Annotated in this window: 28 protein-coding genes; 20 read left to right on the top strand and 8 right to left on the bottom strand. The window is 58.5% G+C overall.

The features are described 5' to 3' along the window. Positions 1–95 precede the first annotated feature (95 nt). Positions 96–812 (bottom strand): GntR family transcriptional regulator, encoded by a 717-nt coding sequence (locus IC232_RS23810; protein ID WP_190847443.1) that lies wholly within the window; start codon positions 810–812, stop codon positions 96–98. Between the two features lie 550 nt (positions 813–1,362). Between IC232_RS23810 and IC232_RS23805 the strand changes: the two genes are divergently transcribed. From IC232_RS23805 to IC232_RS23775, 7 genes are all read left to right on the top strand, one after another. Continuing rightward, complete coding sequence (locus tag IC232_RS23805) at positions 1,363–2,163, top strand: FadR/GntR family transcriptional regulator (RefSeq protein ID WP_190847442.1); 801 nt, start codon at positions 1,363–1,365, stop codon at positions 2,161–2,163. 5 nt (positions 2,164–2,168) lie between these two features. After that, the gene (locus IC232_RS23800) at positions 2,169–3,152 is read left to right on the top strand and encodes a sialic acid TRAP transporter substrate-binding protein SiaP (protein WP_409564961.1); all 984 of its coding nucleotides are present in this window, start codon (positions 2,169–2,171) and stop codon (positions 3,150–3,152) included. Between the two features lie 105 nt (positions 3,153–3,257). After that, the gene (locus tag IC232_RS23795; RefSeq protein ID WP_190847440.1) at positions 3,258–3,830 is read left to right on the top strand and encodes a TRAP transporter small permease; all 573 of its coding nucleotides are present in this window, start codon (positions 3,258–3,260) and stop codon (positions 3,828–3,830) included. A 44-nt stretch (positions 3,831–3,874) separates the two neighbouring features. Beyond that, positions 3,875–5,281 (top strand): TRAP transporter large permease, encoded by a 1,407-nt coding sequence (locus IC232_RS23790; RefSeq protein ID WP_190847439.1) that lies wholly within the window; start codon positions 3,875–3,877, stop codon positions 5,279–5,281. Beyond that, complete coding sequence (locus tag IC232_RS23785) at positions 5,278–6,327, top strand: L-idonate 5-dehydrogenase (RefSeq protein WP_190847438.1); 1,050 nt, start codon at positions 5,278–5,280, stop codon at positions 6,325–6,327. The genes IC232_RS23790 and IC232_RS23785 overlap by 4 nt, the downstream gene beginning before the upstream one ends. A gap of 102 nt (positions 6,328–6,429) precedes the next feature. Continuing rightward, positions 6,430–7,950 (top strand): UxaA family hydrolase, encoded by a 1,521-nt coding sequence (locus IC232_RS23780; protein WP_190847468.1) that lies wholly within the window; start codon positions 6,430–6,432, stop codon positions 7,948–7,950. Between the two features lie 35 nt (positions 7,951–7,985). Continuing rightward, positions 7,986–8,270, top strand: a complete 285-nt coding sequence (locus IC232_RS23775) for a hypothetical protein (protein WP_190847437.1) — start codon at positions 7,986–7,988, stop codon at positions 8,268–8,270. Between the two features lie 186 nt (positions 8,271–8,456). Here IC232_RS23775 and IC232_RS23770 read toward each other — a convergent pair whose 3' ends face one another. Next, positions 8,457–9,467: a zinc-binding alcohol dehydrogenase family protein gene (locus tag IC232_RS23770; protein ID WP_190847436.1), complete on the bottom strand. Its 1,011-nt coding sequence runs from the start codon at positions 9,465–9,467 to the stop codon at positions 8,457–8,459. 700 nt (positions 9,468–10,167) lie between these two features. On the opposite strand from IC232_RS23770, the gene IC232_RS23765 reads away from it, so the two are divergent. Together IC232_RS23765 and IC232_RS23760 are read left to right on the top strand one after the other, a co-directional pair. After that, entirely contained in the window at positions 10,168–10,995 is an 828-nt protein-coding gene (locus tag IC232_RS23765; RefSeq protein WP_190847435.1) for a sodium:calcium antiporter, read from the top strand. Continuing rightward, positions 10,935–12,118 (top strand): IS3 family transposase gene (locus tag IC232_RS23760; RefSeq protein WP_190847434.1). Its coding sequence is split into 2 segments (ribosomal slippage): positions 10,935–11,199 and positions 11,199–12,118, totalling 1,185 coding nucleotides; the frame shifts between segments, so codons are not numbered across the junction. Before IC232_RS23765 ends, IC232_RS23760 begins: the two co-directional genes overlap by 61 nt. A gap of 31 nt (positions 12,119–12,149) precedes the next feature. On the opposite strand, the gene IC232_RS23755 is transcribed toward IC232_RS23760, so the two are convergent. The 3 genes from IC232_RS23755 to IC232_RS23750 form a co-directional block, all read right to left on the bottom strand. After that, positions 12,150–12,533, bottom strand: coding sequence for a GNAT family N-acetyltransferase (locus IC232_RS23755; protein ID WP_190847433.1), 384 nt, complete (start codon positions 12,531–12,533; stop codon positions 12,150–12,152). Between the two features lie 483 nt (positions 12,534–13,016). Then, complete coding sequence (locus IC232_RS33370) at positions 13,017–13,193, bottom strand: hypothetical protein (RefSeq protein WP_409564960.1); 177 nt, start codon at positions 13,191–13,193, stop codon at positions 13,017–13,019. A gap of 88 nt (positions 13,194–13,281) precedes the next feature. Next, complete coding sequence (locus IC232_RS23750; RefSeq protein ID WP_210335477.1) at positions 13,282–14,940, bottom strand: pyridoxal phosphate-dependent decarboxylase family protein; 1,659 nt, start codon at positions 14,938–14,940, stop codon at positions 13,282–13,284. A 222-nt stretch (positions 14,941–15,162) separates the two neighbouring features. Between IC232_RS23750 and IC232_RS23745 the strand changes: the two genes are divergently transcribed. The 11 genes from IC232_RS23745 to IC232_RS23700 all read left to right on the top strand — a co-directional run bounded on the left by IC232_RS23745 (position 15,163) and on the right by IC232_RS23700 (position 20,099). After that, the gene (locus tag IC232_RS23745; RefSeq protein ID WP_190847432.1) at positions 15,163–15,582 is read left to right on the top strand and encodes a GFA family protein; all 420 of its coding nucleotides are present in this window, start codon (positions 15,163–15,165) and stop codon (positions 15,580–15,582) included. 473 nt (positions 15,583–16,055) lie between these two features. Continuing rightward, positions 16,056–16,193 (top strand): hypothetical protein, encoded by a 138-nt coding sequence (locus IC232_RS32550; protein WP_246812367.1) that lies wholly within the window; start codon positions 16,056–16,058, stop codon positions 16,191–16,193. A 480-nt stretch (positions 16,194–16,673) separates the two neighbouring features. Continuing rightward, entirely contained in the window at positions 16,674–16,880 is a 207-nt protein-coding gene (locus tag IC232_RS23735; protein ID WP_190847431.1) for a hypothetical protein, read from the top strand. A gap of 313 nt (positions 16,881–17,193) precedes the next feature. Beyond that, positions 17,194–17,367: a DUF6894 family protein gene (locus tag IC232_RS32545; protein ID WP_246812366.1), complete on the top strand. Its 174-nt coding sequence runs from the start codon at positions 17,194–17,196 to the stop codon at positions 17,365–17,367. After that, positions 17,313–17,444 carry a DUF6894 family protein gene (locus tag IC232_RS33365; RefSeq protein WP_409564959.1) on the top strand — a complete coding sequence of 44 codons (132 nt, stop codon included), beginning with the start codon at positions 17,313–17,315 and terminating at the stop codon, positions 17,442–17,444. The genes IC232_RS32545 and IC232_RS33365 overlap by 55 nt, the downstream gene beginning before the upstream one ends. Before the next feature lie 463 nt (positions 17,445–17,907). Then, complete coding sequence (locus IC232_RS23725; protein WP_190847430.1) at positions 17,908–18,162, top strand: DUF6894 family protein; 255 nt, start codon at positions 17,908–17,910, stop codon at positions 18,160–18,162. 434 nt (positions 18,163–18,596) lie between these two features. Next, positions 18,597–18,746 carry a hypothetical protein gene (locus IC232_RS23720; protein WP_190847429.1) on the top strand — a complete coding sequence of 50 codons (150 nt, stop codon included), beginning with the start codon at positions 18,597–18,599 and terminating at the stop codon, positions 18,744–18,746. A gap of 266 nt (positions 18,747–19,012) precedes the next feature. Continuing rightward, the gene (locus IC232_RS23715; RefSeq protein ID WP_190847428.1) at positions 19,013–19,279 is read left to right on the top strand and encodes a DUF6894 family protein; all 267 of its coding nucleotides are present in this window, start codon (positions 19,013–19,015) and stop codon (positions 19,277–19,279) included. Positions 19,280–19,288: 9 nt separating this feature from the next. Further along, positions 19,289–19,489: a hypothetical protein gene (locus IC232_RS23710; protein WP_190847427.1), complete on the top strand. Its 201-nt coding sequence runs from the start codon at positions 19,289–19,291 to the stop codon at positions 19,487–19,489. Positions 19,490–19,561: 72 nt separating this feature from the next. Further along, positions 19,562–19,786 (top strand): hypothetical protein, encoded by a 225-nt coding sequence (locus IC232_RS23705; protein WP_190847426.1) that lies wholly within the window; start codon positions 19,562–19,564, stop codon positions 19,784–19,786. 106 nt (positions 19,787–19,892) lie between these two features. Then, positions 19,893–20,099 carry a hypothetical protein gene (locus IC232_RS23700; RefSeq protein ID WP_190847425.1) on the top strand — a complete coding sequence of 69 codons (207 nt, stop codon included), beginning with the start codon at positions 19,893–19,895 and terminating at the stop codon, positions 20,097–20,099. Between the two features lie 221 nt (positions 20,100–20,320). On the opposite strand, the gene IC232_RS23695 is transcribed toward IC232_RS23700, so the two are convergent. The 3 genes from IC232_RS23695 to IC232_RS23685 all read right to left on the bottom strand — a co-directional run. After that, positions 20,321–20,710: an ester cyclase gene (locus tag IC232_RS23695; RefSeq protein ID WP_190847424.1), complete on the bottom strand. Its 390-nt coding sequence runs from the start codon at positions 20,708–20,710 to the stop codon at positions 20,321–20,323. 71 nt (positions 20,711–20,781) lie between these two features. Further along, a complete protein-coding gene (locus IC232_RS23690) occupies positions 20,782–21,345 on the bottom strand; it encodes a carbon-nitrogen hydrolase family protein (RefSeq protein WP_190847423.1) in 564 nt (187 codons plus the stop codon). Between the two features lie 9 nt (positions 21,346–21,354). Then, the coding region (locus tag IC232_RS23685; protein WP_190847422.1) for a DDE-type integrase/transposase/recombinase at positions 21,355–21,557 on the bottom strand (203 nt) is incomplete at its 5' end.

Below are 21,557 nucleotides of genomic sequence, written 5' to 3'. Positions count from 1 at the left end.
TAACTCCGCCGTGAGCATAAATCTCTGAACCGCCACATACGAGGCAACGTCGGATGCCAGGCAAGCGAAAACAGCCGCAGCAATCGGACTATTTTCTATTCCGGCGTGAAGATCTCAGGGTTTTGACCTGACACACGTTGTAACTCCTCCATGACAGCTTCCAAATGGGTCTTCATAGCGCGCCGTGCTGCCTCAGCGTCACGAGCCTCAAGGGCACGGAGCACCTCGCGATGTTCAATGAGGGTAGCTATGTGACGACGCGGCGAAGAGAGAAGGCGACGAGCTCGATTAACGTTCGCTCGTGATACCTCGATCATCGCTGCAATCCGCGGAAGCTCCAGCGCCTCTACCAGAGTGTTATGAAACGCTAGGTCAAGGCTATGGAACTCCGATGGATCGTTCCGCGCAACAGCCTGCTCTTGAGCCTGCAGATTATCCCGAAGCAAGTCCAACGTAGAAGGCGAGAGGCGGTGAGCGGCTGTCGCAGCCACCAGCTCCTCCAAAGCTTGGCGGATTAGCATGAACTCCTTAATCACAGACAGACGTATTCGAGTTACGCAGGTGCCGCGTTGTGGCAGAACCTCAACGAGGCCTTCTAAGGCTAAGCGCGCGAGCGCCTCCGAAACAGGAAACATCGAAACGCCAAGTCGGGCACAGACGGCTCTTTTGTCGATAAATTCGCCCGGGGCGAAGTCCAAGGAAAGAACTGCAGTTCGCAATGACTGCTCCACCTGCTCCAAAGTACTTCCGCGGGGCCGAAACTGGAGACGAGAAAGGAACGTATACTTACTATTCTTGTCGGGTGCTTGCATGGTGCGGGAGTGTTAACAGTTACGTACCGCAAGCACCATAGTCGGATTGATACGGTGATGCTTGCAACCCATTCCTCGGAGTTCAGGCGCCAGGGCAGACTGTCTACATCGTTTGTGACTGATAAGCTGCTATGAGAACCAGGTCTATGCCGTACGTCGACCAGGCCTAATCCCTGCTCACACAAGGGCCAAATATCCGGAATGAAACTTATATGCTTGACCGTAGAAGAGAGGGCCGAATCTAGAGTACTAATCAGCCAAAAGTCTAAGGATTATGTTGCAATTTCTTTCGTGTTCTGAAGCTTGTTGGCGCTACCAAGTTCCAATAGCCCGTTCTCCATTGCCGACAAATCCAGAGGCGGCAAATCATAACGATCCTAGTCGTCTAAGATCGGTAGATCAGGCGTGTTACCAAGCCCCTACGCTGAACTAATCTCACTTGACACACTACAGACATTGCTATCTTTTTTAAGAAAATTGGCCGGACCAATCTAGGGAGACGGCCGCAAATAATCCGTTTGGGGCGGGACGCGATCGCAGGAGGGAGACCTTGTCACTCAAGGTCGATGAGTCACGGCGGCTTTACCGACAAATTGCCAGGCATTTACGCGATCTGATCGATAGCGGTGAGTACCCGATTGGCGGGCGGCTGCCTTCTGAGCGCGAGCTTGCCGATCGCCTCCAGGTCTCTCGCACAAGTGTGCGCGAAGCGCTCATCGCCCTTGAAGTCGAAGGTCTTGTTCGTATCAATGTCGGTTCCGGCATCTACGTTCTGGGAACGTCAGCCTTGAGGGCGACAAAACATTCTGGCGAAAATTCGATCGAAGGCCCGTTCGAAATTCTGCATGCCCGTGAGATCTTAGAGCCCTCCGTGGCAGCGGAAGCGGCTATCCTCGCAGATTGTGAGCACGTTGGTACTCTTGACCGAATTCTGGCTCAAATGGAGAAATCGGGCGGCAGTGATAAGTGGATCTCGCTTGATCGCGAATTCCACGTAGCAATCGCAGCGTTTCTTTCGAATGGAATGCTAGCCCGGTTCATTGGGCAGCTCTTTGATCAACGGATGAATCCCTACTTCCGGCGCCTCGCAAGTTATTTCGAGGATGCGAACACTTGGAGCCAAGCGCTCGCTGAGCACAGGGTCATCCGCGACGCCATCGCAGCCGGTGATCCTGAAGCAGCGCGGCAGGCGATGAGACAACACCTGAAGCTCTCTCAAGAGCGCTTCTCACGAGGTTTCGGCGAAGTTGCAGTGCCGTCACACCGATTGGGCAAGGTCACGCCCGTCCTTAGCAGTCGAGCGGAAAGCCCGCACGAGCTACAAACGAAAACCAGCAGGAGGAAAATATGAAGACAATGAAATGGTCGGCGGTTGCAGCAGCTGTACTTGGCCTCGCGATTACAGGAGGGGCTGCTCAGGCCCAAACAAAGCTGAAGTGGGCTCACGTGTACGAGCCTAACGAGCCATTCCACACGCAGTCAGTGTGGGCCGCTGGCGAACTCGCCAAGCGTACCAACGGGCGCTACACAATTGACGTCTATCCTTCCTCGCAGCTTGGCAAAGAAACTGACATCAATCAGGGTCTATCCCTTGGTTCTGTCGACATGATCATTTCAGGGTCCAGCTTTGCCGCCCGAAGCTATGCGCCCATTGGAGTCACGTATTACCCATACGTTTTCCGAGATGCGAATCATCTCTTGGCTTACACCAAAAGCGACGTATTCAAGGAGCTTGCCAAGGGTTACACGGATAAGACCGGACACCAGATCCTTGCAGTGACCTATTATGGTGCGCGGCACACATCGTCGAACAAGCCCCTCAAGACGTGTGCTGACATGAAAGGATTGAAGATCCGTGTTCCGGACGTGCCAGCTTACCTGGCAATGCCCCGAGCGTGTGGTGCCAACACTGCTCCGATCGCATTCGCAGAAGTGTATCTCGCGCTTCAAAACGGGACTGTCGAGGCTCAGGAGAACCCTCTGACTACAATCGAGGCCAAGAAGTTCTACGAGGTGCAGAAACACATCGCCCTGACAGGGCACATCGTCGATCATCTCAACACGGTAGTGTCCGCTAATCTGTGGAAGAAGCTTTCTGACGAGGACAAGAAAATCTTCTCGGAGGTTGCCCAGGAAGCAGCAACTCGCGCCACAGCTGAAATTCAGGCCAAGGAGAAAGAACTCGTCAGCTTCTTCAAAGAAAAAGGGTTGACGGTTTCCGAAGTCGACAAGGAAGACTTTAAGCAGAACGTCTTGAAGAACGTCACATTCGAGTCCTTTGGATATCGCAAGGCAGACTACGACAAGATCCAAGCCATCAAGAGCGAGCCTGCGTTGTAAACGCTCGTGTTTGCTCTGCCAGGGGATATCAACTCCCCTGGCAGCTTCCTGGCCGAGAAATGTCAACTGTATCCACTATTCAACAATAATTCCGGAGTGAGCGGGATGAAGCCCGAGGTTCATACTGAGATCACGGCTGAGGAACTGGCCCACGCTTTCGAGGAACCCGCTCCTGAGGTCGATCTCAAGCAGTACGGTATTGAGGACTGGGCGACATTAGCGATCTTCTGGCTGATGGCATTTGCGGTCTTTCTGCAGTTCTTCACGCGGTACGTGCTCAATGACTCCTTCGCGTGGACCGAGGAAATTGCAACCTACTGCCTGGTAGCAGTGGTGTTTCTTGGAGCCGCGATGTGCGTTCGATTGGGCCGCCATATCCACGTTGATCTGCTCTTCCGCTACCTGCCAGCAAGGGTAGCACGGGCTTTGGCAACTATGATCGATGCCATACGTACGCTCTTTTTCGCTTATGCCGCCTATCTGGTTTGGAACTTCATGGCGATTGTCGAAGGCGAGACGATGACCACAATCATGCTGCCGAAGAACTGGGTTTATGGCAGCGTCTTCGTTGGGTTCATCCTTATGTTCCTGCGATCAGTTCAGGTGTCGATTGATAACTGGCGCCGCGGCTACTCGATTCTGGAGAAACCAGAGGCCTTTGACGCAGCCCCGATCTAACAAGTTCAATAATCCTTTGTCCTGAGATTGGTCGGAGCTCGCCCATGCTTATCCTGATCGGTTCGTTTCTCGCTTTAATGCTCCTCGGCCTCCCAGTCGCGATAGCGATGGCTGTGTCGTCCCTGATTTACATCCTTGCCACGGGAACCGCGCCCGATGTTGTTCTGGCGCAGCGCATGATCGCCGGCGTGGAGAGCTTTCCGCTGCTTGCCGTGCCGTTTTTCATTCTCGCGGGCAACCTGATGAATACTGCTGGTGTCACGGGGCGGATCTACAGCTTCGCGGTCGCATTGGTCGGCTGGATGAAGGGTGGGTTGGGTCAAGTCAACATCATTGGTTCGGTAATTTTTTCTGGGATGTCGGGAACCGCGATCGCTGATGCTGCTGGCCTTGGCACAATCGAAATTAAGGCTATGAAGGACCACGGTTACTCGACTGAGTTTGCCGTCGGCGTGACCGCGGCTTCCGCGACACTTGGGCCGATCATACCGCCGTCCTTGCCATTCGTGATCTATGGCATGATGGCCAACGTTTCGATTGGGGCACTTTTCCTTGGAGGGTTAATCCCCGGCGTCGTCATGACACTCATGATGATGGCAACGGTGGCATATTTTGCACATAAGAACGGTTGGGGCAGTGATAGTCCATTCTCCTGGCGCCAACTCGGGAATGCGACGGTCGAAGTCATCGTTGTCCTGATGTTTCCGGTTGCTGTCTGGGCTATGGTCCAGTTCGGCCTGTCGACCAACGTTGCAATTGGCATTGCACTTGCGGTCCTGCTTGCACTCGATTGGTACTTCGATTTCTCGGCCGTCATGGCCCTTATGGCGCCTGTGATCCTGATCGGCGGCATGACTCTCGGATTGTTCACACCAACTGAGGCTGCCGTCGCCGCAGTCATCTGGTCACTCTTCCTTGGTCTCGTGCGCTATCGCTCGATGACCTTGAAGACGCTGATCAAAGCAACCTTTGACACCATTGAGACCACAGCCTCGGTGCTGTTCATCGTGACAGCCGCATCAATCTTTGCGTGGCTCCTCACAGTAAGTCAGGCTGCCCAGATCCTATCAGACGCGATCCTCAGTATTACCCAAAACAAATGGGTCTTCCTGCTGCTAGCCAATCTGTTGATGCTGTTTGTTGGCTGTTTCATCGACACGATCGCGGCCATTACCATCCTTGTACCGATCCTTCTTCCGATCGTACTCAAGCTCGGCATTGATCCCATTCACTTCGGCTTGATCATCACCCTTAACCTTATGATCGGGCTACTCCATCCGCCTCTCGGGATGGTTCTGTTCGTACTAGCTCGCGTGGCGAAGCTCTCGGTTGAGCGTACGACCGTGGCCATTCTGCCTTGGCTAATTCCACTAATGCTTGCGCTTGTCGCGATCACCTACATTCCTGAGTTAACTCTCTGGCTGCCGCGAACGATGGGAGTGGCAAAGTGACCGAAACTGCTCTTGCTGCAACGCTCTTTGGAGCGGAAGATCTTCGCCTGGTAGAAGCGCCGATCGGTCCTTTAGCCCCTGGCATGGTTCGGGTGCGCTTCGGCGCAGGCGGGATCTGCGGGTCGGACATGCACTACTACCGACATGGTCGGACCGGGGATTTTGTTGTGAAATCCCCTTTGATCCTTGGCCACGAGATCGCTGGCGAGATCGTGGATATCGCCGCAGACAGCGGAGATCTCAAGATCGGCGATCGCGTCGCAGTCAACCCATCACGGTGGTGCGGTCACTGCGCAAGATGTCAGGAAGGCCGTCCGAACCTATGCGAAAACATCTATTTCATGGGATCGGCATCAAAGACACCGCACATGCAGGGTGGCTTTGTTACATATTTTGACGCTACCCCAGCCCAGTGCGTCAGAGTTTCAAACCGCACGCCAATGGCTGCTGCTGCGCTGGCAGAGCCCCTTGCTGTTTGTCTTCACGCGGTAAGTCGGGCTGGCCAAGTGGAAGGGCGGAAAGCAATTGTGTTTGGCGCCGGACCTATTGGTCTTCTGACCTTTCTTGTGGCTCGATTAGCTGGAGTATCGGAGGTCGCGATCGTCGATGTCGCGGCCGCTCCGCTCGCCTTTGCGCAGCGTCTGGGTGCTGATCATAGCGTTGATATCTCTGGGGGCGAGGATGCTTTGAAAGAGCTTGCTGAAGCTCAATCTTTTGACTTGGCCTTTGAGGTCTCTGGAACGGCCTCCGGTTTATCTTCTGCGATATCCAACGTGCGTCGCGGTGCGACAGTCGTCCAAGTCGGCAATTTACCTGGCGGCCAGATCCCGATCCCTGCCAACGCTGTGATGGCTAAGGAGATAGACCTCAAGGGCTCGTTCCGCTTTGGCAATGAATTTGAGCAAGCTGTCCGTCTCATCGACGACCGGGAGATTGATGTCCTATCCATCGTCACCTCTGAGTGCCCGCTTTCCGAAGCTACAGAAGGTTTCCGCGTTGCTCTAGACCGTTCGCGGAGTGTTAAAGTCGTCCTGACAGCTTCTTAAGTCTGACTACTTCATGTAAGAAATTGCTGGTCGCCGTCATTGTGCACCCGAGATGCTCTTCGCGAGCGGTGAGAAAGTACTTCTATGACTATGCATGCTGCCATGTCTCTTCCGGTGATTTGCCTTCACCCCCACGACCACGTGGTCATAGCGCGCGCGACACTGTTGCCGGGTGCGCAAGTTGCAGATGGCATCGTAGCCTCTGACAGGATCCCGGCTGGACACAAAGTCGCCGTGCGCCCGATCGCAGCAGGTGAGGCGGTGCGGCGCTACAATCAGATCATTGGCTTCGCCACAGCCCCAGTCACTCCGGGACAGCACGTGCATGTTCATAACCTTGGCATGGGTGAGTTCACCAAAGACTATGCCTATGGCCAAGATGTAAAGCCGACGGAGTATGTCGATACCCCGGCCACCTTCGAGGGCATCCTCCGCCCGGATGGGCGTGTGGCGACCCGCAACTACATCGGCATTCTAACCTCGGTCAACTGCAGCGCCCATGCAGCCAACTTGGTGGCGGATGCCTTCAAGCGCCACCCTTTCACCGGCTTTGATCCTCTCGCAGAATTCCCGAATGTTGATGGCGTGGTTGCGCTAACTCACAAAACAGGCTGCGGCATGCCGGAAGGTGAGCCCCTTCAGCTCCTGCGCCGCACTCTCGCTGGCTATGCCCGCCATCCGAACTTTTCCCACATCGTGGTGCTCGGCCTCGGCTGCGAGGTGAACCAGATCAGCGGGTTGCTGAAGGAGCATAAGCTCACCGACCGGATCCGCAATATGGATATCCAGGGCATGGGCGGCACACGCAAGACCGTTGAGGCCGGCATAGCCTTTGTGAGAGAGGTCTTGGCCGAGTCGAACAAGGTGCAACGCCAGACGGTGCCTGCGAGCGAGCTGAAGGTGGCATTGCAATGTGGCGGTTCGGACGGCTATTCGGGTGTCTCGGCCAACCCAGCTCTTGGGATCGCCAGCGACCTTGTCGTACGCCATGGTGGCACGGTGATCCTGTCTGAGACAACCGAGACATATGGTGCCGAGCACATCTTCACCCGGCGGGCGGTCAGCCGCGAGGTCGGGGGGAAACTGGTTGAGCTGATGCGCTGGTGGGAAGAGTACACGCACAAACACGGAGCGGAGATCAACGCCAACCCGTCACCTGGCAACAAAGCTGGTGGGCTAACCACAATCCTGGAAAAGTCGCTCGGCGCCATGGCCAAGGCCGGCAGCACGAACCTCGTTGACGTGATCAAGTATGCCGAACCTGTGACAGCGCGCGGCTTTGTGTTCATGGATACCCCGGGTTTTGACCCCGTCTCCGCCACGGGTCAAGTGGCCGGTGGAGCCAACGTCGTCTGCTTCACTACGGGACGCGGTAGTGTCTTCGGGTGCAAGCCGTCGCCATCGATCAAGATCGCCACCAACACACCTCTGTACCGGCGCATGGAAGAGGACATGGATGTGAACTGCGGCACAATCGTCGATGGTGAGGAGAACGTGCAGGAGGCTGGGCAGCGTATCTTTGACCTGATCCTACGGGTTGCGTCTGGCGAGCGCACGAAAAGCGAGCTGTACGATTTTGGCTCCGCCGAGTTCGCACCGTGGCCGCTTGGCGTGACCGTGTGATCATCGACCACTATGCCTAGTGGGTGGAGGACAATGTGGCAGATCACAAGCAAGTTCAGGCCAGTGAGGACCTAAGCTCAGCGGCGCAGGCTCGAAGACTAGCGGAACAGGGCCTACATGAACAAGCGATCGGCCACAACGAGGAGGCGGATCGCTTGCTCATCCAAGCTCAAGAGATTGATCCTGAAGCTGTCGCCGAAGTGCTGCGCGAGCACGACGCTGCGCGATCACCTGATGCAAGGCTGCAGAAGACGGCGGATCAGGATGTAGAACGCGCTCTTCCGCGGATCAAACCCGGACCCGAGCAGTCCAGCGGATGAGCCGACGAGTGGATCGAACCTAGTCTTCGCGGGTTCCCTGAAGGAGAACCTCCCAATTTCGATCCGTTGGCTGATCAATCCTGGATAATCCTTGGCGAAGTGTGTCCAAGAGCCTCATGGCAAATGCCCTCTCCCGACGCGGCATCAACTGAGACTGAGACTGGGCAGGGCTGAGGCCGGATCGCGCTACAACTCGACAAGTGCCTTGATCACACCGGCCTCGGGACTCGACCACGCCGGGACACGGCTTGGAGCCTCATCAAGGCTGCTACGGTGGCTTGCAAGTGCCGCGACCGGCACCTTGCCATCTCGTATGGCGTTAAGAACCGTCTCAAAATCATACCGTGTGGCATTGCGGCTGCCCAGCAGCGCCGTCTCACGCTTGTGGAACTCCGGGTCGTTGAACGTAATGTCAGCCCGCACGATTGACAGGAGCACATAGGTGCCGCCATGACCAACATAGGAGAAGCCCTTCGTCATCGCTTTGGAGCTTCCGGTTGCGTCAAGAACGACGTCGAAGAAATCACCCTCAGTGGCTTTCTTGAGGCGACTATCAATATCAGTTGACACCTCGAATGCATGATCGACGCCGATCTCGTCCTTGCAAAAGGCAAGTCGCCGGACGTTCATGTCGAGAACCGACACCTCGGCGCCCCGGGCCTTTGCAAAGATTGCTGCTGCTATTCCGATTGGCCCAGCTCCAACCACTGCAACACGGCTCGTGGGTTTTGCGCCGGAGCGTTCCACGCCGTGAGCACCGATCGCCAGGAACTCGACCATTGCCGCCTCGTCCAGTTCTAAACCGGCTGCTGGCACGACATTGCGCTCGGGCACTGCAAGATATTCGCAGGCCCCGCCGTCGCGGTGGACTCCCAGCACCTGCAAATTCTGACAGCAGTTCGTCTTGCCCTGCTGGCAGGCGCGGCACGTACCGCAGTAGAGATAGGGTTCGATGCAGACAATGTCGCCGATCTGCAATGAACTCTTAGCCGGCGCCTCAGCCACTTCGCCTGCAAGCTCGTGGCCAATCACCCGCGGGTACTCGAGATAAGGCTGATTTCCATGAAAGATGTGATAGTCGGTTCCGCAAATCCCAACCCGGCGGATGCGCACCAGGATCTCGCCTGGTCCGGGCTTCGGGAGACCCCGCTGGATAACGCTCAGCTTCCCAGGCTCATCACATCTCAGAGCTTTCATCAGCATTCACTCCTGGTAGGTGGACCTGTTTACTTTATCCGAGCTTAGTGCGTTGTGCCGAAAGGACCAAGCTAGTGCTGGATATTACTGTAGCGTCATTCTGCTAGACGCTAGGCTTCTGGGTTCCATTTTGATGCCGCCCGCGCAGTTCGGTAGGTCACGAACCGGAAGGCCTTAATGGCCATCCGCACTGCCGCCGTGAGGGATGCTCATGTCAAGAAATAAGTTTTGTTGCAAGAGCGCAAATGTCGCTGAACTGATGCGGCTCAAGAGATGAAGGCAGCGGACCGGGCGAAAGCAGACATTTGTGTGGGGAGGGGATTGTTAAAGGCTGACCCCACCAGACCTTTCGGACCTGAAAGTCTGGCAAAGATACACCGTCCCAAGCCTATGCGGAAAAATCATCAGGGATGAGCGGTGCACCAGAGTTGATCCCGCACATCGCGACGAGCCAAGAGCGTTCCAAAAAGACCCCTCTCTGCTATTTTCCTCCCTTCCAGTGAACCTTTTGGAGCGTCAAAGCTTTAGGCGTGGTGTCAGACATGGAGGGCGTTAGCACACGGGCGCTCGTGAACATTGCAGTCATGTTGGCCTTGGTTCTCATGGTTGTCCTGCTGGCACGCCCGCTATAAGCCTTTCGACCGGCCCCGTTCCTCGGCGCAGCTAATCATCCTCACTCCACTGGAATGCACTTTTCATCATGCTTGCACTCGTCCTATGGCTCGCCGTCATCCCAGTCGGAATCGCGGTCATGCAATGGGGAGCGTCGTCCGCTGCTGATCTTCTGGAGCGTATTCGCGACCGTTTCGCTTTGCCCGCGACCGCGGGCGGCGCGCTGATGGGCCTTGCAACCGCATCTCCCGAAACAGCCGTCAATGTCGCGAGCGTGGCATTCGGCTGGCCCGATGTAGGTCTTGGCGCAGCCCTTGGGTCCAATGTCCCTGCTTTGCCCCTCGCGTTCGGCCTCGCATACCTTGGAGGCCGCTACGCTGACCGCAGTGCAAACAGACCATCCACCATCAGCGAGGACGGAACACCAACCGTCAAGCCACAAGCAGTGCCGGTCCAGGTTCTCCCGTATCTTGGTATTGTTCTGCTCCTTGCTTTGCTGACGTTGCCTCCGGCGTGGGCTGGTCTCCAACCAATCGACGGCGTTATCCTGTTCCTCGCATGGGTGGCCTTCTTTGGCCGTGCCGTCTGGCGCAAGCCGTGGCGGCAACAGGAGCGCCCCTCTGCTCCGCTTGCGGCCAGAAAGGCTGTTCTGTTTGGGCTTCCCGCAGTCGCTTTGGGAGCCCTCGCCAGCGTTTACGCAGCGCAAAAGGTTGGCAGTGCACTTGGCTGGTCCGATCTGGTGGTGGGGTTGTTTGCCATCGGGTTTCTCTGTGCGCTGCCAGAATCCTACTCTGATCCACCCCCATTGAAATGGTCCACCTTGAAGTATGTCTTGAGGCTCACAGGAGGACCCCAATGCCGAAGAAGCGTCACAAGCCGGAAGAGATTGTCGCCAAGTTACGCCAGGTTGATGTGATGGTCTCACAAGGCCAGTCTGTTGCCGATGCGGTTCGCGCGATTGGCGTGACGGAGGTGACCTACTATCGCTGGCGGCAGGAGTTCGGCGGCCTCAAAACGGACCAAGTCAAGCGTCTGAAGGATCTGGAGGCGGAGAATGCCCGGCTCCGCCGCGCGGTGGCCGATCTGACGCTCGACAAGCAGATCCTGAAAGAGGCCGCCTCGGGAAACTTCTGAGCCCCGCCCGTCGCCGCGCCTGCATCGAGTACGTCCGATCCACCCTGAAGCTGTCCGAGCGCCGGGTCTGCCGTGTGCTTGGACAGCATCGCTCGACGCAACGGCGTGTTCCGCACGGGCGGGACGATGAGGAGCGGCTCACCGCCGATATCATCGATCTCGCCCGCCAGTACGGCCGCTACGGCTACAGGAAGATCGCAGAACTCCTGCGCTCAACTGCCGGCTGGGTCGTCAATGACAAGCGGGTCGAGCGGATCTGGCGACGGGAGGGGCTGAAAGTGCCTGCCAAACAACCCAAGCGAGGGCGTCTGTGGCTATCTGACGGATCCTGTATCCGGCTGCGAGCCGAACAGCCCAACCACGTCTGGAGCTACGACTTTGTCGAGGATCGCACCCATGACGGAAGGAAGTACCGGATGCTCAACGTGATCGACGAGTTCACACATGAGTGCCTGGCCATCCGAGTCAACCGAAAGCTGAAAGCGGTCGATGTGATCGATGTGCTCTCGGACCTCTTTATTCTGCGCGGCGTACCCGGACATGTTCGGTCAGACAATGGCGCAGAGTTCATCGCGAAGGCGGTCCAGGAGTGGATCGCCGCTGTCGGAGCGAAGACGGCTTACATCGCTCCTGGCAGTCCGTGGGAGAACGGGTTCATCGAGAGCTTCAATGCCCGGCTCCGAGACGAGCTGCTCGATGGGGAGATGTTCTATTCGCTCAAGGAGGCGAAGGTCGTAATCGAAAGCTGGAGGCGGCACTACAACACTCTGAGGCCTCATGGATCCCTCGGCTACAAACCGCCGGCGCCGGAGGTCTTCGTGCCCGCCATGTCCGCACGGGCGGCTCAGCAACCCCAGCCACCAGCGTCGCAGTCCGGGCTGGTGGAAAGGCCATCACTCCATTAACATTCCCACCGGACCTCTCCATGGGGGCGGGTCATTTGACTTTGCGCCTCAAGTGACATTTCAACTTGGTTGCCACAACGGGATCCAGGGTCGCTCGGAGTGCCTCCGACGCGTAGCCTCGGCCTTGATGATCGACGCCGAACCAGTAGCCGACCTCGATGGTTTTATCCGGGTGATCGATGACCCCCATGGCCCCGATCAGCGTTCCATCGGAGAGCCGCACAGCGAAGAAGTATTCCTTGGTGTCGTTCTGGCTCGCAATAAGAGCCTCCGCCTTCTCGAGGGGGAAGCCATCCTCCATAAAAGCCATCCATTGGCTCACGGCTGGGGTGTCGCTGATCCTGGACAACCCGGGGGCGTCCTGGATCTGCAATTGACGGATGGCCAAGCGTTCTGTGGTGAATGGCTTCAACATGGGGCCACCCTCAGGGTGATCCGTCTTGTATCGTCAAATCTGGACGCCTTGAGGGCGTGAAGCGCATTCCCTAAAGGAGCTCATCGGAAATTCCAGCCGGAGAACCGCAATGTCGCATCTTGGTACACCTAGGCCTCTCTAGCCGGAGGGCAGCAATCCTCATCGAACCGGACGTTCCGAAAACACAGGGAATCCCACTTCACGACCCAACCCAGATATTCCACTGAATGGATTGATAAGGGGAGCCGCCATACAATTGTGGCGACCATCTCTTCGTAAGCAGGCATCGCTGATGGCTACGATCCGCTCCTAACGACGCATTGCCGCCATCCTGGTCGACGCCGTCGCCTGTGCGATGGCCGTGCAGAGCGGCGTTGCCGAGTTGTAGGTGGAGGGTCCACCGGACGGAGGACCGGGTTCCGGATCGGGGTCAACATCGGCGGCCCCGTGGAGCATGTCTGCGAACCCGGCGGGGTCATGATGTCATCCCTCCCCGGATGGAGAGACTATCACTCCACCCTCGGTGACGACCTCGAAACAGTACTGCTCGAATAGACTGTACAAGAATGGGCCCAGGACAAAGAGCCCGATGCCGAGCCGCGCGAGATCCCGCGCAGCAGCATCATCGAGACATTCATGGCCGACACCATCATGGGCAATGATTTGGGAGCCCAGTCTGAGATGGAAAAAGTAGCGGGGCATCAGGCCCTCCTCATCCCGCAGGCATGGCCGCAGACATGAGGCCCCCTCAAACCCCGTCGGCGGAGTCGAGCCGATCGCACGCGTCCTGCAGGAGCTGCCACACCCGTGCAACGTGAGCCTCAGTGGTGCGGATGTTGCCAACGGCGAGACGCAGGGTGAAGCGATCGTGGAGCTTCGTATGCGAGAGGAACGCCTCGCCGGACGCATTGACGGCATGCATGATCTGCTCGTTCAAGCGGTCGAGGCGGGCGGCGCGCTCGTCGACCGCCTCGGCGTCGCGGAGCGGGCAGGCGCGGAAGCAGACGAGGCTCAAGGGGACGGGCGCGAGCAGTTCCCAGCCCGGCGTGGATTCGACCCACGAGGCGAACAGTCGGGCAAGCCGGCAGTGCTCGCGGATGCGCGCGGCGAGACCGTCGCGGCCGAAATAGCGCAGGACCATCCAGAACTTGAGAGCACGGAAGCGGCGCCCGAGCTGGATGCCGTACTCGGAGTGGTTGCGGACGGCCTCCTGCTCCTGGTCGAGCGTGCGCAGGTACTCGGGCACGAGCGAGAAGGCGCGGTGCAGCAAATCCATCCGCCGCGTGTACAGGACGGACAGGTCGAAGGGCGTCATGAGCCATTTGTGCGGGTTGAGCACGAGCGAGTCGGCCCGCTCACTACCGTCGAGGATGTGGCGCAGCTCTGGGACGACCGCGGCCGAGCCTGCATAGGCGGCATCGACGTGCAGCAAGAGCCGTTCGCGCCCGCACAGCTCGGCGATGGCCGGCACGGGATCGATGCTCGATGTCGAGGTCGTCCCGACAGTGGCGACAACGCAGAAGGGGAGGTGGCCGGCAGCCTGGTCCTCCTCGACGGCGTGCGCGAGCGCGGCCGGATCCATGCGGAACTCGGCGTCGGTGGGGATCTTGCGCAAGGACCGCTGGCCGAGGCCGAGCGTAATGACGCACTTCTCGACCGACGAGTGGGCCTGCTCGGAGGCGTAGACGCGCAGCAGCGGCAGGTCGGCGCGCCCGCTCATGCCGTCCTCACGCACACGCAGATCGAGGCCCTCGCGCGCGGCGGCGATGGCGTGGAGGGTCGAGACCGAGGCCGTGTCGTAGATGATCCCCGAAAAGGCCGCGGGCAGGCCGATCATCTGGCGCAGCCACGAGAGGGTGACTTCCTCGAGCTCCTGCGCTGCCGGCGCGGCGCGCCAGAGCAGCGCCTTCGTATCGAACGCGGCCGAGAGCATCTCACCGAAGATGCCGGGTGCCGAGGTGGAGGTGGCGAAGTAGGCAAAGAACCCCGGGTGACTCCAGTGCGTGAGCGCCGGCACGATGAGGCGGTCGACGTCGGCGATGATCGCCTCCATCGACTCGCCGGCTTCCGGCGGTTCAGTCGGGAGTCTCGCGATGAGCGCGCCCGGCTCGACTTGGGCAAGGACGGGGAACCGTTCGACGCCCTCGAAGTAATTGGCGATATAGTCGACGACGGAACGGCCGTAGTGCCGGAACCCTTCGGTGCTCATGTCGCCGAGCGGTGGAGCAACCCCACCCGGACCTGCCACGTTCACGGCTTCCATTGTCGTCGCGCTCGGCACGGCGCCCAGCGGTTGGTCCTGGAGATCGTCCTGGGGCATCGGTGCGCCTCCATCATAGCCGCGCGGCGGGTCGCGCCGGACGGCGGGCAGGCGGGAGAACACCCGCAGGATAGATGAAATCCACACAGTGTGCAAAAGCGGCGGCGGGTCGCGACTAGAGGTGCCATTGAGACTGGTTCTTGACTGCATCACGTCCCCGGCACCGAAGGCGTCTTCGCAAGGCGTGCAGATGCAACCTTGTCCGATTCCCTTAAGGGGTCTTACCCGAATGACATTATCCCCCTTCGCACGCACGACGCAGGTTCGATTTGGATGTAGGATCAACTTGGAACGAGGAGGGGTTGCGCCATGAAGGTCGACGGGCGCTGCCACTGCGGCTTCATCACCTTTGAGGCTGGGATCGAGCCTGAGAAGGCGTGGCTCTGCCATTGCACCGATTGTCAGACGCTCTCGGGATCAGCCTTCCGCGCCGTTGTTCCCACACGGACAGGTGCCTTCACGCTGCTCTCGGGTGAGGTGAAGAACTACGTGAAGATTGGAACGAGTGGAGCGAAACGACTGCACGGGTTCTGCCCCGAGTGTGGGTCGCCCATCTACTCGACGTCGGAGGGTGACGGACCCAAGGTCTACAACCTCCGGATTGGAACGATCCGGCAGCGTTGGGGCCTCGTGCCGCGAGCACAAATCTGGTGCCGTTCGGCCCTGCCTTGGACCACCGACATCAAGAGCCAAGAGCGTTTCGAAACGGGACCAGATCGACGCCCGTAGAACCGTTACTGGCGCGCGTTCCATCAATGGCCTTCCGCGTAATCGAACCGAAACAAGGAAGGTCCGGTCATGGCACATTTGCGATGTAGACCGAATGTCTGGCGTGTTTTCGGGATGCGCTCCGGAACACACCTCTACTTCGACCAGAACGTCGTCGGCTGGCGGCCGCTGCCTCGCGTTCGGCAGAGCCGGAGCGGATGAGGGTAGGGCAGAGCTAGATCCTGATTGGATTGGAGACGGACGAATGCCAAGAAGCCGTTGGCTCGACGTGAGCGCCGCGCCACGCGATCGATCTCCCATCCTCCTGTGGATCCAGGATGATGAGGACCCACCAGATTTCCCAGTGACGGTTGGCTTCTGGGAAACGAACACCGTCTTCGAAGTGGGCTCCTGGCGCGTCTTCTCGGCCAGCGGCTCGTCAAACTACTTCGATCAGAGTATTCGGGGCTGGATGCCATTGCCTCGGGTTCCTAATGCATGACGAGCTGCGATCCCCGATCAAGCACCATCTGGTGCTGCACCGGATCGACCCGAGGCAGGGGATTCAGCGCTTTTACTCGCTGTTGATCGAGCGGGATCTATTCGGGATCGTGCGCCTGGTGCGCAACTAGGACTGTATTGGCACCAACGGCCAGGAACTGGTCAAGGTGTTCGCCAGCGAGACCGAGGCTGGTCAGGCGCTTGAGGCTGTCGCCTGAGCGAAAAGCCGGCGGGGCTACTAGAATCTGTAAGCTATGTCAGTAGCTCAACGTTCACAGTTTTGTCTTATTGTGCGAGCCATCTAGTTAGCACTTTCGGGCTAACTGCTAACCCGAGAAGGGGAGCGCCCCATGTCTGCCAGTCCAGACCACAAAGAAGCTGTCCGCCTCTCCCGAGCCTACCGGCGGATGCCTGTCGGGATCATCATCTTAGGCTCTCTCCTCTTGAGCGGCGTAGCCTCGACCGCCTCGACAACGTGGAGCTTCGGCCCGATACACCTGATCCCCTAGGCCGCGGCACGCCTCCCGCATTAGACCTTCGTCCAAGGATGAACGCTATTGCTGTGCCGTCATCATGCTCCATAAAAGGCTCCGCCTTATGGGGGCTCAATCATGAAAACCGCAGCAGAGTACAGGAAACACGCCGAGGAGTGCCGGGTCCTCGCCAAGCAGTTAGCCGAGGGGGAGCAGCGCGATCAGCTTCTGGAGATGGCCCGCACCTGGGACAATCTGGCCAGGGATCGGGAAAAGTTGGTCCAGAACCATCCCGAACGCGACACCTCAATAAATCTGACCAAGGCGCGCGCACCATTAAAGTAGCGACTGAGGGCCGCGAATTTCGCACAAATCCCAGTATGGAACTCATCATTGGCAACGGAGATGCTACGACCGCTGGAGACGGCGGGGCTATCTCCAGCGGTCTGACCGCAGATACGCTGGGGGCTACACTCGACGGTTATCCTCACGGTACTAGCCGGCAAAACGGTGGAGATCTGCCCTTAGTCTAACGATCGGCTATACCTTGGTCCTTGATGTCCAGCCGCGGTCGCGAATTTCGCACACCCGCAGTATGGAACCTCGATGAGGTCGCCGGTGGGTAGTTGATGTCTATTGTTCCTGTGTCGGAGTGCCAGTGCCCCGCTTTTTCTTCGACACGTACGACAGTGACCGCCTCATCCTCGATGACGAGGGACTGGAGCTGGAGGACCTTGAGGCGGTCAAGCGCGAGGCCCCCAAGCCACCCTGCCGCACATGGCCAGGGACGGGCTCCCTGATGGGGACGAGCGCGTCTTCATCATCAGCGTAAGGGATGAGGCTGGGCAGGTGGTGCTGCGGGCCGCGCTCTCATTGGCGATGGAATACCCGTCCAAGGCTCCGGAATAAGCGCCGCGCGATTTCGAAAACACCGAGTATGGAATGGGGTTCGAGGCGCCTGCGACGCTCTCTGAGCGTCTCAGATACGCGCCATCAGCAAGACCATAAGACCGACACCCAGAAGCAGGGCTAAGAGGAGAGCAATGCGGCTCAGCCGCTCATGGCGGGCAAGGGCGCCCTCAACCTTGCGGCGTTGCTCATCTCGTTCGGAGGGGTATGACACGACACTGTACGCCTTGAACCGGACAAAGTTCTACCAGCCTCGTGTGAGTGAAAACCGCGGCGCGACATCGCATAAGCTGCAGTATGGAACTGGGAAAGGCTCCTGACCCCGGCTTCATTGTAAGCGTGGCCGAATAGGCGTATTCTCAAGCCCAGACTTGAACCTCGCCTCTCTCGTGCCTCTCGAGCTCCGATACCGCGCCCCGAGCCGCCCTGAGTTGGCAGGTATTGCTTCAGGAAGGAAAGCGCGGTGCCGCGCTTCTACTTCGACGTCCGCGACGGACCACGGTTCTTTGCTGATGACGAAGGCCGTGAACTCGACAGCCTGGACGCCGCCGAACGCGAAGCTGTGACCGAAGCGGCGCAGATCGGGCGGGACCGGCTGGCCAAAGGTGACGCCCGGGCGGTCACGGTCGAGGTGCGCAATGAACACGGCCAGTGGGTGCTGACCGTGACGGTGTCAGTGGAGCTCCACCGAGTGGAGCCAGAGCCCCCGCGCGCGTGAAAAATACGGGCCCGCAATTTCGCATAACCCCAAGTATGGGATGCGCTTGCTGCTACGGATTATTTACGTCGCCCGATGCAGGATGCCTGCACCGGGCGCGTGGCGTATCAGCCCGGTTCAATGCGGGGACCTTACCCTCCGCTGACGCCCTGGCTGAGGGTTTCCTGACAGTGCCTTAGCCAGGGCGTTCTTGCGCCTGTCGCTCTCGTGCGAAAGCAACCTGCGAATTTCAGCCACTCAGCCGTTAGCGTGAGCCGACACAGACCGCGCCGGTGGGGAAGAGGCACGGATCGGCCGGTTTTCCCTCGGGGGTGTGGCGGAGGGGTTGTCCGCCACACTGGTAACCGGCGTGGCAAAGCCGAGGGGGATGAGGAGATTGCCACTTGTGACAGCCCTCAGGCGTTGTCGGCTCATCACAGCCCAGGAGACGACGCTTGCAACAGGACAGTCGCACGACGAAGGTCGTCATGATCGTCATCTTTATGGGGCTGGTTTTTGCCTTGGCGGGGCTGCTGTTCGTGATGATTGCCTACGGGCACGGGGGAAGTTCAGGTCCAGGAGGACTGCCAACTGGTCAACGCTGAGGGGACAGGTATCAAGGCGCGGGCGAAACCGCGCGGCCAATCTCGCATAACGTCCAGTATGGAACAGGTGCTGGCGCAGCAGGCTGGCCCACTCCAATAAGACGTTGGCCCAAAGAAGCAAGGCATTCTGATTATTTTCCACTAATAACCTGGCTTCACGGACCGTGGGGCAATCCCGGTGCCGAATCCGCTCGCCTGCAAGGTGGCCTATCAAGAGCGCCAGCAGGCGGGCGGACTGTCGTTTCTCTCACCGGTTCACATCGCCGATGCCGCGCTTCTACTTCGACTTTACCATGGGTGCTTCTACCAACCGCGACGAGATTGGTTCCGAGGCTGACAGCCTTCACATGGCCGAGATCGAGGCCCTGCGCACCGTAGGCGAACTGACCCGGGACCGGTTGATCCTGTGGCAGGGTGCAACCTCCGAGGACATCCGGGTCGAGGTGAAGGATGAACAGCGACAGCCGGTCTTCACCGTGACCGTGTCGATCCAGGTTGAACGGGCCGGACTGCGGCAACCGTACGTCATGTGACGGTCAATCATGTCTGCCGATCGCTTTGAGAAAGCTGCCGAGTATCGCCGGCAGGCGCAGGAAATCCGAACCATTGCTGAGAAGATCTCAATCAACGACGCACGTGAGCAACTCCTTGAGACAGCCGAGCGCCTTGAGCGGCTCGCGCAGGAAGAGGAGCGCAAGGCTCATACCGACGGCTCCAAGCCGAAGTCTCAGTCAGAGGCGTAATCCCGGTGAGCCTTCATGGGGTGGGGTTTAGCGCCCATCGCCAGACCTTAGGAAAGCGAACAGACCGACGCCATGAAAAAAGAACGCCAGCCTGGGCGATGCTGTGACTATGCAGATAGCGCACAGTATGGAGCGCTGTTTGGCATCATCGCCGCCTCCCTACACCATGTTCATCATGCCATCACGAACCAGATCCCCGCACATATGTTAGGTGAATATGCTGCCTTTGCTTTGGGTGGCGCGGTCTTGTTTGCTGCCACTTCAGCCATCCGCAACTTTCTCACTCGGACCAAATAATTCCGATAACGCTTTGTATTGAATGCTCAACTTTGACAGGACAGAGGCTGTTGCCATTCCGCTATCGCGCTCGATAAAAGGCTCCGCTTTATGGGGCACCTCAATCATGAAAACCGCAGCCGAATACAGAAAACACGCTGAAGAATGCCGGGTCCTCGCCAAGCAGGTGCCCGAGGGGGAGCAGCGCGATCAGCTTTTGGAGATGGCCCGCACCTGGGACAACCTGGCCAGGGATCGGGAAACGTTAGTCCGCAACCATCCCGAGTTCGACACCTCCAAAAACATGACCAAGGCTCACGCACCATCAAAGTAGCAGTTGAGAGCCGCGAATTTCGCATAAGCCCATTCTGACAAGCGGTTCAACCTCGGGCGTTTGCCGTTGACTGCGCCTGGTGCCAGGCGCACGATCAAGGCCTGTGGTGGTCGAGCACCGTGCTCGGGCTCATACGCGCTCGGTGCTCTTCCCCATAGGCAAGGCCTCGGGTGCCCCTCGGGGCCTTCGCCGTCTCCAGGGCCAAGTTCCGATAATGCGCCTTATGAAATCTGAGCTTCGATTGCAGTCTTGTCGATAATCGACCAGACTCTTTTGATCCGGCCGGCTTTGAACTCGTAGAAGACGTTCTCAGTAAACGACACAGTGCGGCCATTGACCGGCAGATTGAGGAAGCTGCCCTTTGGCGAGCAATCAAACTTGAGGCGGGCAGCGATGACGGGTGGCTCGCAAACCAACAATTCAGCTTCAAACCGGAGATCGGGTATTTGCAGGAAATCGTTCTCAAGCATTGCTCGATACCCTGCTACGCCGAACGGGCGGTTGTTATGGCTTACCTCGTCATGCACGAATTCACCTAGGCGGGGCCAGTCCTGTACGTTGAGGCAGTCAAGGTATGCCTGATAGATCGACCGGAGCTCGGCACTGGTCATGTCTTCCTCTCATGTCATGTGAGCTGTAATTTCCGGTAGCCCATTTACGGAACCTGAGTGATAGAAGGCCCTCACGGGACGAATGGGCTCAGATCGAATAGTACTGCTGCCTCCTCCGGAGCACGAGTGACGACATCACCGCTCGGGCTGACAATGCATGTACAGCCGTAGCTCATCTGGTTGCCGTGGTGACCAACAACGTCCGACGACACAACCCAGCAGCCTGTCTTGACAGCGCGAGCCTGTAGATTGCTGACGCTCTTTGAACGCCACTTTGTTGCGTTCTTCGGGAGCAGCATGTTGTTCAGGGGATAACAGAGGAGCTGCGCGCCCTGGCGGCTGACGTTCAAGGCAGCATCGGGAAAGTTGGCGTCGTTGCAGATATTGATGCCGAACGACCAATCATGGGTGGTGAAGACCGGATAATCCGCTCCCGCGTCGAACCCTGGTTCGTTCGGATGAGTCTTGGCGTAAGCCCCCAGCAATCGCCCCTCGCGGATCACGAGGGCCGAGTTGAGGAATGATGCTCCTCGCCGCTCAATCAGGCCAAGGATGATCGTGGGCGGGTATCTCTCCAGCGTAGATAGAACGGTTCTGTTGCAACTCCTGACATAGGTCGAGCGGAGGCCAGACAAGGACGCTGGTTACGCGGCTGCGTCGAACAGGGTGGCAATGAAATCGCGCTGAGCGACGATGTCATTCGCTAAGGCACCGGCAACCTGTCCCTTGCGGATCATCGCCATGGCCTCATAACCGGCAATCGTCTGCGCGGCAGTCACGAAGCTCTTGAAGCCCAATCCAAGGCGAGCCAGCCGCTTGATGCGCCGGTGATCCTGCTCCACGATGT

The organism is Microvirga sp. (assembly GCF_014699075.1).
Classification (GTDB): Bacteria; Pseudomonadota; Alphaproteobacteria; order Rhizobiales; family Beijerinckiaceae; genus Microvirga.
This window is presented reverse-complemented; position numbering and strand designations above follow the sequence as displayed.

What these genes read in the sequence shown, in the direction of transcription:
- IC232_RS23695 (WP_190847424.1), bottom strand. Translation starts at nt 20,710, where the DNA reads ATGACCAGTGCCGAGCTCCGGTCGATCTATCAGGCATACCTTGACTGC.
- IC232_RS23800 (WP_409564961.1), top strand. Translation starts at nt 2,169, where the DNA reads ATGAAATGGTCGGCGGTTGCAGCAGCTGTACTTGGCCTCGCGATTACA.
- IC232_RS23770 (WP_190847436.1), bottom strand. Translation starts at nt 9,467, where the DNA reads ATGAAAGCTCTGAGATGTGATGAGCCTGGGAAGCTGAGCGTTATCCAG.
- IC232_RS23710 (WP_190847427.1), top strand. Translation starts at nt 19,289, where the DNA reads ATGTCTGCCGATCGCTTTGAGAAAGCTGCCGAGTATCGCCGGCAGGCG.
- IC232_RS23735 (WP_190847431.1), top strand. Translation starts at nt 16,674, where the DNA reads ATGAAAACCGCAGCAGAGTACAGGAAACACGCCGAGGAGTGCCGGGTC.
- IC232_RS23700 (WP_190847425.1), top strand. Translation starts at nt 19,893, where the DNA reads ATGAAAACCGCAGCCGAATACAGAAAACACGCTGAAGAATGCCGGGTC.
- IC232_RS23780 (WP_190847468.1), top strand. Translation starts at nt 6,430, where the DNA reads ATGTCTCTTCCGGTGATTTGCCTTCACCCCCACGACCACGTGGTCATA.
- IC232_RS23745 (WP_190847432.1), top strand. Translation starts at nt 15,163, where the DNA reads ATGAAGGTCGACGGGCGCTGCCACTGCGGCTTCATCACCTTTGAGGCT.
- IC232_RS23790 (WP_190847439.1), top strand. Translation starts at nt 3,875, where the DNA reads ATGCTTATCCTGATCGGTTCGTTTCTCGCTTTAATGCTCCTCGGCCTC.
- IC232_RS32550 (WP_246812367.1), top strand. Translation starts at nt 16,056, where the DNA reads ATGCATGACGAGCTGCGATCCCCGATCAAGCACCATCTGGTGCTGCAC.
- IC232_RS33365 (WP_409564959.1), top strand. Translation starts at nt 17,313, where the DNA reads ATGGCCAGGGACGGGCTCCCTGATGGGGACGAGCGCGTCTTCATCATC.
- IC232_RS23755 (WP_190847433.1), bottom strand. Translation starts at nt 12,533, where the DNA reads ATGTTGAAGCCATTCACCACAGAACGCTTGGCCATCCGTCAATTGCAG.
- IC232_RS23810 (WP_190847443.1), bottom strand. Translation starts at nt 812, where the DNA reads ATGCAAGCACCCGACAAGAATAGTAAGTATACGTTCCTTTCTCGTCTC.
- IC232_RS23715 (WP_190847428.1), top strand. Translation starts at nt 19,013, where the DNA reads ATGCCGCGCTTCTACTTCGACTTTACCATGGGTGCTTCTACCAACCGC.
- IC232_RS23705 (WP_190847426.1), top strand. Translation starts at nt 19,562, where the DNA reads ATGAAAAAAGAACGCCAGCCTGGGCGATGCTGTGACTATGCAGATAGC.
- IC232_RS23795 (WP_190847440.1), top strand. Translation starts at nt 3,258, where the DNA reads ATGAAGCCCGAGGTTCATACTGAGATCACGGCTGAGGAACTGGCCCAC.
- IC232_RS23765 (WP_190847435.1), top strand. Translation starts at nt 10,168, where the DNA reads ATGCTTGCACTCGTCCTATGGCTCGCCGTCATCCCAGTCGGAATCGCG.